This is a genomic window from Streptomyces sp. NPDC042259, from assembly GCF_055582085.1.
The window spans coordinates 313,178-326,553 of the sequence record NZ_JBVJDW010000002.1; the positions used below are offsets into that span (position 1 = coordinate 313,178).

The window sequence follows — 13,376 nt, forward strand, 5'->3', positions numbered from 1 at the left end:
TTCGTTCGGGTCTGCGAGGGCGCGGTCTGCCGCGGGGCACCCTCGCTATGGTTCCCCTGCCTGTCCGCCCCGTCACGAGGCGTGACGAGCCGGGTGAGGTGCGCCTCCCGCCGGCGGGCTCCGGCGCACGCGGAAGGCGCGTGGACGCGGGCCGTGCGGGTGTCCCGGGGCGGAAGGGGACACCTGGGGCCGCGTCGGCGTCGGGCCTAGGCCGTGTCCGGCGGATCATGTGGGCGGGCGCTGCGGCCTGTGGCGTGTACACCACCGCTGGGGACCCCCAGCGGGCTCGAATCAAGCCCGTCCGGCGTTTGAGGACGCGCCCGCAGGGCGCCCCGCCGCCGCAGGCGGCCACGACGGCCCGCAGCCGAAAAAGCCGCCGGCCAGGCGAGAGGCGGCAAAGCCGGTCGGTAGCCGAAGACCCGCCGGACAGGCCCTAGCTCCGGGCGAAGCCGTCCAGTGCGCGACGCGCCTGCGCGCGAAGGGTGTCGCTGCCCAGGTGCCCCGAGTCGCCGACGACGACCAACCGCGCGTCCGGCCAGGCCCGGGAGAGTTCCCAGGCGGTACCGAGGGGTCCGCTCAGATCGAGCCGGCCGTGGATCAGCACACCGGGGATGCCCGCCAGCCGCCCCGCGTCGCGCAGCAGCGCGCCTTCCTCCAGCCAGGCGCCGTGCGAGAAGTAGTGCGTGGCGATCCGGACGAAGGCCAGCCGCCCGGCCGGCGGACGCCCGCTGTAGGGAGCCGGAGCGGCGTTCGGCTCCAGCGAGACGACCGCGTCCTCCCAGGCACACCAGTCGTGCGCGGCCCGGGCCCGCACCTGTGGGTCGGGGTCCTCCATCAGGCGTGCGTAGCCCGCGACCAGGTCGCCGTCACGGTCGGCGGCGGGGAGCCCGGCCCGGAAGCGCTCCCACGGTTCGGGGAAGAACCGCGCGACGCCCCGGTAGAGCCAGTCGATCTCCGATCGCCGGGTGGTGGTGACGCCGGTGACGACGATTTCCGAGACCCGGTGCGGGTGGCGTTCGGCGTAGGCGAGGAGGAGGGTGGATCCCCAGGATCCGCCGAATAGCAGCCAGCGGTCGATGCCGAGGTGTTCGCGCAGGCGCTCCATGTCGCGCAGCAGATGCTCGGTGGTGTTGTGGCGCATGTCCGCCGCGGGATCGCTCGCGTGCGGTGTGCTGCGGCCGCAGCCGCGTTGGTCGAAGAGGACCACCCGGTAACGGTCGGGGTCGAAGTACCGTCGCGCGCCGGGCGAACACCCCGACCCGGGGCCGCCGTGGACGACGAGGGCGGGCTTGCCGGCGGGGTTTCCGCAGACTTCCCAGTAGACGTGGTGACCGTCGCCGACATCGAGCATGCCGTGGTCGTAGGGCTCGGTGGGGGGATGGAGTTCCATACGAAGCGTTTCACTTCCGGGCGGTCTTGATGTCGCCTGCGGCGACGAGGGCGCCCTGCGGGCGCGTCCTCAATCGCCGGACGGGCTTGATTTGGCTGAGGTCGGCCATACGAGCCTGTCCGGCGCTTGAGGACACAACACAGCGGCCTGTCCGGCGCTTGAGGTCACCGCAGCGGAGCGTACGGGCGGTCGGTCAGGGCCGGCGTGGGGGTGATCCCGCGCCGACGAGGAAGGCGCGTACCAGCCGCAGCCACGTCGCGCGGTCCCGCTCGCTCAGGATGTGGCCCGCGCCCGGGAGTTCCACCACTTCGGCGCCGGGGATGCCGTCGGCGAGCCGGCGGGAGTTCTCGGGGCGGATCAGGCGGTCGCCGGTCGGTATGACGACGAGGGCGGGTGCCTGCACGCGGGGCAGGTCCTCGCGGACGTCGACGCGGGCCACCAGGTCGAAGTGGTCCAGTATGCCCGGTGGCATCCCCTCCTGGAACCGCTGGATCACGGCGTCGAGTTCCGGGGCGGAGTAGCCCGCCTCGTCGGAGTCCGACATGCACGTCACGCAGCCGAGCCGCGCGAGGGCGCCCCACTCCCCCGCCGCCCCGAGCACCTTGATGAACTGGGTGGCCATCGCCAGCGCCGGGTCCGCGACGGCGAACCCGGCGGTGAGCACGAGCGCCGTGACCCGTTCCGGGTGCCGGGTGGCGGCCCGGACGGCGACGGCCGCGCCCAGTGACTCGCCCACGACGGCGAACGTCTCGTGCCCGCGGGAGACGGCCGCGGCCACCAACCGGTCCGCGAGGTCGTCGAGCCGGATCGGGCCGGTGGCGGCGGGCGTGGCACCGGAGCCCGGGTAGTGCGGGCCGATGACCGTGTGGTCCCGGGCCAGGTCGTCGAGGACCAGACCGAAGTTGCCCTGGATCCCCCCGCCGGCGCCGTGGGCGAGCAGGAGGGCGGGGCCGTCGCCGCGCACGACGACGTCGAACTCGGGTCCGTTCGTGGAGTGTTCTGTGCTCATGACGTCACGCTAGACGGCGTCCGTCGGCGCGCGCCACCGGGCACCGTCCGTGGCTTCGGCGGACCGTGGCAGTGGTCCGCCGAAGCCACGGGCGGACGGCTCAGCCCTGCCGGTCGTCGACGACGGCGCGCAGCTTGCCACTCGTCGCCGTACGGGCGAAGTCGGCGCCGTCGGCCGTCTCCACGATCAGGTCGAGCAGCCGGTCGTCGACGGCCGAGCGCAGTTCCTCGTAACCCGCCAGGAAGGCCGCGCGCAGCTCCTGGGGCCCGGCCGTGTCCGTGGCCTCGACGCGGACGGTGAGCTGTTCGCGGACGTCGGTGCGGGCGAGCAGCACCTGCAGTTCGCCGCGGTAGCCGCAGTCCTGCTCGGCGATGGCCACGAAGCGGCGGTAGTTGAGGAAGTACGCCGCCACGCGCATCACGTCACCGCCCCTGCCGAGCAGTTCGAAGCGCGGGGACCGGTTGCCGCAGGCACAGGGGCCGGGCAGGGCGCGGCCGAGGTCGCCGATGACGTACCGGCCGAGGTTCTGGCCGCGCCGGGCGTGGGTGCTGAAGACCAGGCGGCCGATCTCGCCGGGCGGCACCGGCCGGTCGGCCTCGGTCTCGAGGATTTCCATCGTGTGCAGATCGGCGTGCAGATGGTGGACGCCGCCGGTGGACTCGGTGCACTGGTAGCCGAGCGGGCCGAGATCGGTGCTGCCGTAGGTGATGGAGCGGATGGTCTCGATGCCGAAGGTCTCGCTGAGGGTGCGCCGCTGCTCGGCGGTGAAGTGCTCGCCCCCGTAGAAGATCTTGCGGATGCCGCCGTACGAGCGCAGCAGGTCGGCCTGCTCGTGGAGGAGCTGCCAGAGGTAGGAGGGCATGCCGAACAGGGTGTCCGCCCCATGGGCGACCAGTGCCTCGGCGGTGACGCGGTGGTCGGGGCCCGCCGCCATCGGCAGTTGGGTGCCGCCCAGCCGCTCCAGGATGGAGAAGAAGCTGATGAAGCCGCCGTACATGCCGCCGCAGTAGAAGAGGTTGGCGGTACGGTCGCGCGCCGGGTCGTAGCCCGCGGCGAGCAGGCCGCGGGCGGCGGCGCGCATCTGGGTGTCGTAGTCGTCGTAGGTGAACAGGGACAGGGCGGGCTTGCCGGTGCTGCCGCCGCTGCGGAAGTACAGCTCGGCGTCGCGCCGGTCGACGCTCTCGTTGAGTTCCTGGACGGCGGCCTTGTCGAGCAGCGGCCCGGTGGGCGGCGGGAAGGAGACCGGCCGGGTCAGGTCGTCGAGGCAGGCCGTGGTGGCGAAGCGCTCGTCGGCCTGGACGGCCACGCGGCGGCTGTAGCGCTGGAGGGCGTAGACACCGTCGTGCGGTTCGCCGGAGTAGCCGCCGAGCATCCGGCCGAGCGGGGTGACGCGGGTGGCCCCGGCGGCCAGGGCGAGCCGGGACAGCTCCGCGATGTCGGTGCGGCCGCCGGCGATTCCGGCGGTCTGCAGATAGCGGCGCATGGGGCGCAGGGTGCCCAGGAGCTTCTTGCGGGGCAGCGGCTTGACCCACACGCTGCGGTGCAGCGGGGAGGCGGTGAGGGCCGGCCGGGTGTCGGCCATGACGCGCCAGGAGCCGTCGGGGGCCGCGATGACGCGCGTGAGGTCCAGGTGTTCCTCGAGGCGGGCGATGAGTTCGGTGGTGGTCAGCTCGGCCGCCTCGGCGGGGCCCATCGGGTCCGCGCCCTCGGCGGGCGGCATGGTGCCGAGGACGGCGGCGAAGCGCTCGGCGAAGGCGAAGACCTCGCCCGCGTCCTCGGTGTCGAGGTAGACGACCTGCGGGCTGGAGCAGGCCTGCTGTTCGTGCAGGCAGACGTCGGTGGCCAGGGCGGCCAGGGCGGCCGGGTCCCGCCAGGCGTCCGCGGTGAGATAGGCGAAGGAGATCTTGTGGCCCCACTCCACGAGCCGGCAGCCGGCGGGCACATGGGCCGCCACGCCTTCGACGGCGCTCTCGCCGCCCCACACCGCCACGGCGTCGGCGGGCGCGCACATCAGGCTCAGCCAGTCCTGCCGGGAGGAGGGGAAGCGCAGCACGATGACGCGCTCGGCGATGGCTCCCGTGGGGTCCAGGGCGGCGAGTTCGGCGAGCAGGTGCTGGGCGAGGAGGGTATCGGCGCTGCTGGTCTTGAGGACGTTGACGTTCCCGGCGAGCAGTCCTTCGACGAGGCTGAGCGGGGCGACGGTGGCGGCGTTGCCGGGGGCGATGTGCGCGACGAGGCCGACGGGGGCCCAGGCCTCGTAGACGGTCTCCTTGGCGTCGGGGCGGTTGAGCCGCTGCGGGCTGGTGCCGCCGAGTTCGCGCTTGAGCTTGGTGGTCAGTTCGGACCGGCTGAGGAAGGCGGCCAGTTCGGTGAGGACGGTGGTGTCCTCGCCCTCGGCCAGGTGCCGCGCCAGCCGGAGGTGGGTGGGGTGGGCCGGGTCGCGCAGGGCGGCCGCGAGCTGTTCACAGGCGGCCAGGACGGTCTCGGTGTCCAGCGGTTCGGCCAGCGCCGCCTCGACGGTGGCGGGCAGGCCGGCCAGGCGGCGGCCCGCTTCCTCGTCGTCGACGAACGTGCCCTGCCAGTAGTGGTGCTGCACGCTTTCGGTCATCACGACATGCCCTTCATCAGTTCGGCGGCGGCCACCGCGCAGCTCTTGTTGCGGCTCACCCCGGCACGGCCGTGGAGGGTGAACCAGGGGGTGTCCAGGTCGCAGCCGCATTCCTCGCCCGGGTGCAGCGAGGCGAGGTCGCCCATGACGACGCTCTGCGCCGGTACGGAGGTGATGTAGGGCGAGACGAGGTGCAAATAGCCCTTCTCGCCGTACGGCAGCGGTTCGAGGGTGCGGGTGGAGCGGATGAACACCCGGGACCAGACGGGGGCGTGCAGACGGTGGTGGTCGCACTCGATGTAGGGGACGCAGTGCTCGACCGAGCCGAAGGTGTCGCGGATCCGCTCGGAGGGGACGCCCAGTTGCTCGGTGATGCGCCCGTAGAGCTCCTCCTTGCCGATCTGCCGGTCGGCGTTGCCCTTCCAGCCGCCGCCGAAGAGGATCAGCGAGCCCTCGGGGAGCGTCAGGGGCGGCAGTCCCATGGCGCGCATCCGCTCCAGGGTGAACCACAGGAACGCCGGGAAGCCCAGGATGCGGACGGGGATGTCGTCCTCGGCGTAGCGGCGCAGCGCGGCGACACAGCCGAAGGGGTCGAATTCGTGTCCGTTGCCGGTGTCGCGCAGGGCGTATTCGACCTGGCGTGCGGGGGCGAAGTCGCACAGGTAGTTGTCGGTGAAGGAGGTGCCCAGCTTCAGGTCCCGGGCGGGCTCGTAGCTGTAGAGGAGGTAGTTGACCGGCTGGTCGGGGGTGATCCAGCCGTTGCGGTCGAAGATGCGGGCGACCATGCGCTGGGCGGAGCGGATGGTCCATTCGTCGAAGAACATCTGCGACTTCTGGCCGGTGGTGCCGGAGGAGGTCAGGTGCAGATGGACGTCGTCGCGCGGGATGGAGAGCACTTCGTGCCGCTTGAAGAAGTTCGCGTGCACGAGCGGGGCCGCGAAGTCCGCGGCGGGTTCGCTCTTCTGGTGGGCCTCGTGGAGCTTGCGGAAGAACGGGGAGCGTGCGGTGTGCCAGGCGTTGGTCTCGGCCATGGCCGCGGCGAACAGTTCGTCCTCGGCGGGCCCGCAGGCGTAGGGGTCGGTCAGGTCGCACAGTTCCTGGACGCGCGGCAGCAGTGCCGGGTCCGGGACGTCGACGGGGGCGAGGTGGGGGTTCAGCGCGTTCACGGGGCAACCTCGAGTGTGGGCAGGTAGGTCGACGCCCAGGCCGACACGTAGGCGTCCAGGTAGGGCTGGAGCGGCTCGTCGACGGCGAGGCCGCGGAAGTCGATCTGCTCGGTGGTGCGGGTCATGACGACGTAGTCGGTGAACCCGTCGCCTTCGGGGCGCATCGCCGGGTACAGGGCGCTCGGGATGAAGCCCTGGGCGAGGCAGGCGGAGAGCAGGCCGTGCTGGGACAGCGGCAGCAGCGCTTCGACGTAGCCCGCGCCGGCCCGGGTGAGGGTCCGGGTGATCGGCTCCAGCCACGCGGCCGCGTCGGCCGGGGCGGGGTGCGCGGCGACCAGGGCGCAGTAGCCCCCGGTGCGGTTGAGGTAGGCGTACACCTCGAAGCGGCCGTCGTCGGGCATCAGCAGCACGTTGGGGGTGTGCAGCGGGTAGTACCACTGGGTGGCGTCGGGGAAGCGCTCGTGGAAGCGGCGGCGCACGAAGGCCGGTGCCTCGATCATCTCCAGTACGCCCGCCGTCGGTTCCGCGGGCGCGGGCAGCGGGGCGGTGGCCCGGGTGTCGGCGTAGCTGATGCCGAGGCTGCGTTCGACGGTGCGCAGCAGGGGTGCCAGGGGTGCGGGCACCTCGGGCACGGGGAGCCGGCGGTCCAGCACCCCGGCGGAGTGACGCGCGTAGAGTGCGAGGCTTTCGCGGCTGCTGAGGTCCACGGCGTTGGGCAGGATGCCCATCGGCCGGAAGCCGTTGCGGGAGACGACGCGCTGCGGGCCGGTGCTGACGGTGCGGACCGTCGCGTACACCGAGTCGAGGCGGCCGGTGTCCAGCATCCGCGCGCACAGTTCCTCGGTCAGCGTCCCGGCCAGGCCGGCCGCCCGGTGGTCGGGGTGGACGGCGAGGCCCTCGAGCTTGCCGGTGCGGCTGCCGTCCTCGCCGCGGATGGCCGCCGATCCGGCCAGACCGCCGGTCCGCGGGCAGCGGGCGACGAGCCAGAGGGAGTGCGGGTCCGCGATGAGGCGGGACATCTCGGCGGGGTCGGTGCCGAGCGCGACGGGGTAGTGCGGTCCGTAGACGGCGTAGTAGAGCTGGCGCAGATCGGCGATGTCGGCGGCGGTTGCCCTGTCGATCGTGGCGGTCATCGCTGTGCTCCCGCGGTATCGGCCGGTACCCGGGTCTCCGGCGCGGGCACGTCCGGCACGTCCGGCGCGTCCTCGGTGCCGGTGGGGGTGGCACGCTCGCGCAGCAGCGCCAGGGCGCAGGCCGCGGGGACGAGACCGGCCGCCTGGATCAGGCACAGTGTCTGCGCGGAGAGGTGGTCTCCGAGCAGGCCGAACAGCAGGGAGGCCACGGGGAAGGTCGCCCCCAGCAGGGCCTGCATGACGGCGAAGAAGGCGGGCTTGTCACCGGTGGGGACCAGCCGCTGGAACAGGGCGACGAAGCGGACGCCGATCACCCCGACGCACCAGCCGGCCACCGCGAGGCAGCCCGCGATGACGGGCCGCTGGGCGATCAGGCCGGGCAGGGCGAGGACGACGGCCATCGTGCCCAGGCACAGCGAGCCGACGACGGTGGGCCGGCCCGGGACCCGCGCACCGGAGAAGGAGCCGATCAGGGTGCCCGCGCCGAGCGAGGCTTCGAGCAGGGCGACGGTGCCACCGCCGCCGTGGAGCACCGACTTGGTGTAGAGCGGGATGACGACGAAGACGGCGGTGGTGAAGAGGTTGGCCGCGGCGAAGCAGACCAGGATCTTGCGGACGAAGGGCAGATCGGCGAGGACCTGTCGGAGCGTCCGGCGGGCCTCGGCGCCCTCACCGGCCGGCTCGGCGGCCTCGGCCGGCGAGGTGCGGAAGCGTGCCGTCGTGATGAGCGCCGCGGCGCACAGGTAGGCGGCGGCGCAGCCGACCGCGAGCCCGGCCACCCCGGCGCGGTCGACGATCAGGGCGCCGAGCAGTGCCCCGCCGAGGCTGGCCAGTGACTGGGTGGACAGCTCGAAGCCGGTCGCGGCCTCGATGTCCTCGTCGTCGACGAGTTCGGGCACGGAGGTGGTCAGACAGGGGTCGAAGAACGCCTGGCAGGTGGCGAGGGCCAGGGTCGCGGCGTACGCGGCGGCGAGCGGCAGGTCGCTCGCGAAGGCCCAGCCGGCGAGCGCCGCCGCGGTGGCGCCGGCGGCACCGGCCGCGGTGCGCAGCAGGGAGCGGTGCGCGAAGCGGGCGATGGCCCGGGCGACCACGGGGGCGAGGGTCACGGCGGGCAGCGTGCTGACCGCCATGAACAGTCCCGAGGCGAGGCCGCGGCCGCTGGTCACGGCGTAGGCGACGAGCCACCAGGACACGCCGACCTGGAACATCCGCACCGCGGCCTGGGTGAGTACCTGGCCCAGCCATACGGTGCCGAAGGCGCGGTTGCGCAGCACGAGCGGCCGCGCGCGGCCGGTGTCGGTCGTCGGGGCGCTCATGCGGTCGGCCTCTCGTCGATGACGCGGACGAGCTTGCCCGAGCGGGGGTTGACGGCGAGGTCGCGGTGGCGCGCCCACTCGACGGTCAACGGGTGTACGAATCCGGCGCGCTCGCTGTCGGGGTACAGCGGCCGGGCCGTGTACAGCTCGGTGATGATCTCCTTGGCGAGGACCTCCAGCTCCGCCGGGTCGTCGTCGCCCGGTGCGGTGGCCAGGCGCAGTACCAGGCCGTCGCGGCCGTCCCAGCGGCGCACCACGAGCTGTGAGCCCATGATCCGGCCCCGGGTGTCGGCGGCGGTGACGGCGGCCTGCGCGTCCTGCGAGTACAGCGACACGGGTCCGACGCGGACGCCTTCCTCCGCGCGGCCGAGGATGCGGAAGTGCCCTTCGGTGTCCGTCCATTCCGCGCGGTCGCCCGCGGGGTAGCGGATGATGGGCATGAGGCGGCGGAAGAGGCTGGTGACGACGACGCGGCCGGGCCGGTACGGCTCGGTGATCACTTCGCCGGTGGTCTCGTCGAGGATCTCGACGACGGAGTGCGGGGTGAACGCGCGGTGCAGTCGCGCGTCCGGGCCGGGCACGGGGCGGCCGAGGAGTCCGGCGTCGACGCTGGCGTAGCCGAGCGAGCGGGCCTCGGCGCGGGGGAAGGCGGCGGCCAGCAGCCGGCGCTGGTCGTCGAAGAGCGCCTCGCCGCCGAAGAACAGCAGTTCCACGTCGGGCAGCTGACGGCCCATGGAGATCAGGTGCTCGGCGAGCCGGCACAGGGTGGTCGGGGTGCCGGCCACCACCTGTGCGGCGAAGTCGTGGAGGGTGGGGATCGTCGACTCCAGCGGGGCGCCGCCGCCGATGGGCAGCCGCACGTTGTCGACCGGGGCGTGCGCGAGCGAGTCGAGGACGAACAGGAAGCTGGCGTACAGCTCCCCGGCGTAGAAGAGGTCGGCGACGCGGTGGCCGGGGCGCAGGCCCGCGTCGAGCAGACCTTGGCCGAAAACGGTGACGAACTCCCGCCACTCTTCCCGGGTGTAGCAGGAGAACTTCGGCGCACCACTGGTGCCGCCGGTCTTGAAGACGGTCGCTTCGGCCAGGGGTGCGGTCAACACCCGGTTGTCGACGAGCGTGTTGGCCCGCCAGAACGCGCTCTGGTCCACGACGGGAAGGTCCGCGAGGCGGTCCACGTCCGGCGGGAGGTCGGCGTACAACTCGGCGTAGAACGGCGAGTGATGACGGGCGTGACGTATGAGGTCCGAGAGCTGATGGACGGGCATGAAGGCCTTGTCTGGATGAATACGAGGAAGGACGGGCGTGCGCGGCAAGGCGGGGCTCAGAGCCCGCCACCTGACTACGGGTGTTCGACGGGGGTGGGTGACGAAGCCACCCACGCATGATCACGTCCCCCCGGAACATCGAAGAAGATACCGCAATTCTTCCTTCGCTTCTTACACAGATGGCCTGAATTAGCAATGATTTAACGGTGTACGAACATGCGGGCCAACGACAGACGGACTCCCGGCGTCAGCGGGGTGACGCGGGGGTGACGATCACGCGGCGGGCCCGGCGACCGGAGTCCGCCGGGCCCGGGGGTCAGTGCCTGCCGCCGCCCGGGCCGAGCCAGGCCAGCGCGGCCGCCACCATGGCGGTCACCCCGGTGGTCAGGGTCGGTTCGATGACCGGGGCGAAGAACGGCGAATGGTTCGCAGGGACGTCGCGTGCCGTGGTGCCGGCGGCCTCGGCCTTGGCGTACGTGGCGGGGTCGATGCCGCCGAACTGCCAGAAGCACACCGGCACGTCGGCCACCGTGCCGAACACGCCGACGTCCTCGCCGCCGGGCAGCGGTCCCGGGTCGGCCACCTTGTCCGCGCCGATCACGGCACCGATGGCGGTCATCGTGCGGTCCACCGCGTCCACGTCGTTGACCAGCGCCGGGAAGGTGCCGAGCCGGATGATCTCCGGTTCGCGGGCGGCGCCGATGGCGGTGGCCTCGTCCCGTACGGCCCGCTCCAGCGCGGCCAGCGCGCGCTGCCGCAACGGCTGCGAGCGGGTGCGCAGGCTGACGGTCAGCTCGGCCACGACCGGGACGTCACCCTCCGGCGCACCGGCCGCCGAGGCGGAAGGGGGGTCACCGACCGTGATCCGCACGGTGCCCGTGTCACTGGCCTCCCGGGTGAACGCCGTTCGCAACCGGCGCGCCATGGCGTCCGCCGGGCCGGCTGCCGCGTCGGGCCCGTCCCCGCCGTACATCCGCACCCGCAGCACGTCCGTCGCGGCGTAGGCCGTGCCGGGGTGGCAGCCGACCGTGCCCGCGGGCAACGGTATGACGTGCTGGCCGAGGACCACGTCGGGCTTGCCGAAGCGGGTGAAGAGGCCGTCGTCGGTCATCGCCCGTGCCCCCTGGCCGGTCTCCTCGGCGGGCTGGAAGACCGCCAGTACCGTCCCGGACCAGTGTTCGCGGCCCTCGGCCAGCAGCCGCATCGCGCCCAGCAGACAGGTGGTGTGCATGTCGTGGCCGCAGGCGTGCATCACCCCCGCGGCGGTGGACGCGTAGGGCAGCCCGGTGCGCTCCTGCACCGGCAGCGCGTCGAAGTCCGCCCGCAGCAGTACGGTCGGCCCGGCGCCACCGCGCAGGACCGCCACCACACCGGTACGGCCGACGCCCTCGGTCATCTCGTACCCGTAGGCCCGTGATCTGCGGGCGACCTCCGCGGCGGTGTGGTGCTCGGCGAAGGACAGTTCCGGGTGGGAGTGCAAATCCCGGTACAGCCCCGCCAGTTCACGGCGCCGTGCCTCGTCGAGGCCGGCCAGCACCCGCGTCGTTTCGTCTGACATGGCGCGACACCCTTCGATCCCTCCGATGCCCCTCCGCGGGCTCCAGCTTCACCCGAAGGGCCCTCACCCGCGACCGCTCGGCCGGCGTCGTGGAACGGGCCCGGCCGTGGAACGGCGGCCGGACCCGGTGGGACACGCGCTCGGGCGCGTCGACGCGGTGTGGGCCGTCCGGGTGACGGTGCGACGCCGGCCGCGCTCCGGCCGGTGGTTCAGCCCAGCGACTCCGCGAGCCGGTCCGCGAAGCCCGGGGGAAGGTTGGCCTCCTCGGCCAGGGTGCCGCGGTACGTCGCGTCCTTGGCCGCCGTCAGCCCGTCCAGCCGCAGGGAGGCGAGGTCGGCCGGGCCCTCCTCCAGTCCTGCGTCCGGCCCGCCGACGACGGGCCCGCTGGGCACGGCCCGGCCCGCTTCGAGCAGGGGCAGCCGCGGGCGGAGTTCGGCGCCCGTCGGCTCGATCTCGTCCAGGGCCAGCCGCCACCGCGGCCCGGCGACGCCTTCCTCGGGCGGTGCCCGGCGGGCCCGGTCGGCGGTGCCGGGGAGGTCCGCCAGCGCCTGGGTGAGGAGCCGGGCGGCCTCGGCGACGGTGAGGGCGCCCACGGCGGGGTCCGCCGACTCCTGGTCCAGGTGCAGCGCCCGGCCGGCCGGCAGGCCCCGCACCCCGGTCTCCAGTTCCGTCTCCGGGGCCAGGGCCTCCATCAGCGCCCGCGTGCCGTAGCGCGCGTGGCCCGCGATCACGACCAGGCTCAGCTCGCCGTCCCGGGCGTCGATCAGCGTGCTGTACGCGTCACCCGCCGCCCCGGCCACGACGAGGAGGTCGGCCCGCGCGCCCGCCCGCAGCGAACCGAGGGCCGCTTCCCAGCGCAGCATGACGGCGGGGTTGCGGGTGGCCATGTCGACGAGGTCCCGGTCGCTGAAGACACCGCCCGCGGCGGCCGAGGCCAGCCGGGCCGCCTTGAGTTCGCCGAGCAGTCCCTTGCTGCCGGAGACCGACCAGTCCGATCCCAGCGCGAGGGGCACTTCGGCCCGCCGGGCGGCGGCCACGTCGGCGGTCCGGCCGTAGAGCAGCAGGTTCGACAGCGGTGACCAGACCATGGACGCGCCGTGCGCGGCCAGTACGGGGAAGTCCTCGGCGAGCAGACCGGCGCAGTGGATGCCGATCAGGTTCTCCGTGATGGCCCACTTCTCGTGCCCGCCGTCGTCGTGGAACCTCAGGGCCAGGAAGTGGTTGCGGGCGGCCTCGTCGCGGCCTTCGGCGAGATGCAGCAGCAGCCGGCGTCCCTGGTTCAGCCGGGCCAGGAACTTCCGCGCGTCCACGGCTTCGACGTCCGCGATCCTGGAGGCCGCCTCGGGCAGCGCCGGGTCGTCCGTGGCCTCGACGTTGCGTACCACCCCCCGGTACATGCGGCGGGCTCCGGTGTTGGAGAACAGGGCGATGCCCTGGCTGGTGGTGGTTCCGTTGACGAGTGCCTTGGCTTCGACGTAACGCACGACGGCGGGCATCAGCGCGGCGTCCTCGCCCAGGACGCGCATCGGTCCGGTGACGAGTCTGCGGTAGTCGGGGTTGCGGGCCCCGCCCCACCGCGAGCGGTTCGGGTAGTTCTCCGGGACCTGCCACAACGGCAGCACGTTGTACGGCAGGTGGTTGTGCAGCTCGATCAGCCCGGGGTAGACGCTGCCGCCACTGCGGACGACCGGCGTCAGCTCGTGGCCTTCCGGCGGGCCGGCCGCGGCGGGCCGTATCGCGTCGATGACGCCCCGGTCGACGTAGACGACACCGTCGTCGAGCACGTCGTGCCGGGCGTTCATCGTCACGACGCGGCCCCGCAACGCGAAACGCGGTCCCGCCAGGGGGTCCACCGGGGGCTCTACGGGTGGTGACATCCGCTGGTCCCTCCGCAGTGCGTACAGGGAACAGTCCTGGTATGAGGTAACAAT

9 protein-coding genes are annotated in these 13,376 nt (G+C 73.1%); all 9 read right to left on the bottom strand.

Translation table 11 applies throughout. The features are described from left to right. Positions 1 to 433: 433 nt before the first annotated feature. Positions 434 to 1,390: a prolyl aminopeptidase gene (gene pip, locus ACZ6MA_RS06485; RefSeq protein WP_469431572.1), complete on the bottom strand. Its 957-nt coding sequence runs from the start codon at positions 1,388 to 1,390 to the stop codon at positions 434 to 436. Positions 1,391 to 1,583: 193 nt separating this feature from the next. Beyond that, a complete protein-coding gene (locus tag ACZ6MA_RS06490; protein WP_469431573.1) occupies positions 1,584 to 2,399 on the bottom strand; it encodes an alpha/beta fold hydrolase in 816 nt (271 codons plus the stop codon). 100 nt (positions 2,400 to 2,499) lie between these two features. Continuing rightward, a complete protein-coding gene (locus tag ACZ6MA_RS06495) occupies positions 2,500 to 5,007 on the bottom strand; it encodes an aldehyde dehydrogenase family protein (protein WP_469431575.1) in 2,508 nt (835 codons plus the stop codon). Next, the gene (locus tag ACZ6MA_RS06500) at positions 5,007 to 6,164 is read right to left on the bottom strand and encodes a LuxE/PaaK family acyltransferase (RefSeq protein ID WP_469432264.1); all 1,158 of its coding nucleotides are present in this window, start codon (positions 6,162 to 6,164) and stop codon (positions 5,007 to 5,009) included. The genes ACZ6MA_RS06495 and ACZ6MA_RS06500 overlap by 1 nt, the downstream gene beginning before the upstream one ends. A gap of 5 nt (positions 6,165 to 6,169) precedes the next feature. Next, a complete protein-coding gene (locus tag ACZ6MA_RS06505; RefSeq protein ID WP_469431577.1) occupies positions 6,170 to 7,306 on the bottom strand; it encodes a GNAT family N-acetyltransferase in 1,137 nt (378 codons plus the stop codon). Continuing rightward, the gene (locus ACZ6MA_RS06510) at positions 7,303 to 8,622 is read right to left on the bottom strand and encodes an MFS transporter (RefSeq protein WP_469431579.1); all 1,320 of its coding nucleotides are present in this window, start codon (positions 8,620 to 8,622) and stop codon (positions 7,303 to 7,305) included. The genes ACZ6MA_RS06505 and ACZ6MA_RS06510 overlap by 4 nt, the downstream gene beginning before the upstream one ends. After that, on the bottom strand, positions 8,619 to 9,887 hold the full coding sequence (locus tag ACZ6MA_RS06515; RefSeq protein WP_469431581.1) for a phenylacetate--CoA ligase family protein: 1,269 nt from the start codon (positions 9,885 to 9,887) through the stop codon (positions 8,619 to 8,621). Before ACZ6MA_RS06515 ends, ACZ6MA_RS06510 begins: the two co-directional genes overlap by 4 nt. Before the next feature lie 316 nt (positions 9,888 to 10,203). Continuing rightward, positions 10,204 to 11,445 (bottom strand): amidohydrolase, encoded by a 1,242-nt coding sequence (locus ACZ6MA_RS06520; protein WP_469431583.1) that lies wholly within the window; start codon positions 11,443 to 11,445, stop codon positions 10,204 to 10,206. A 209-nt stretch (positions 11,446 to 11,654) separates the two neighbouring features. Then, positions 11,655 to 13,322 carry an amidohydrolase family protein gene (locus tag ACZ6MA_RS06525; RefSeq protein WP_469431584.1) on the bottom strand — a complete coding sequence of 556 codons (1,668 nt, stop codon included), beginning with the start codon at positions 13,320 to 13,322 and terminating at the stop codon, positions 11,655 to 11,657. Positions 13,323 to 13,376: the final 54 nt, after the last annotated feature.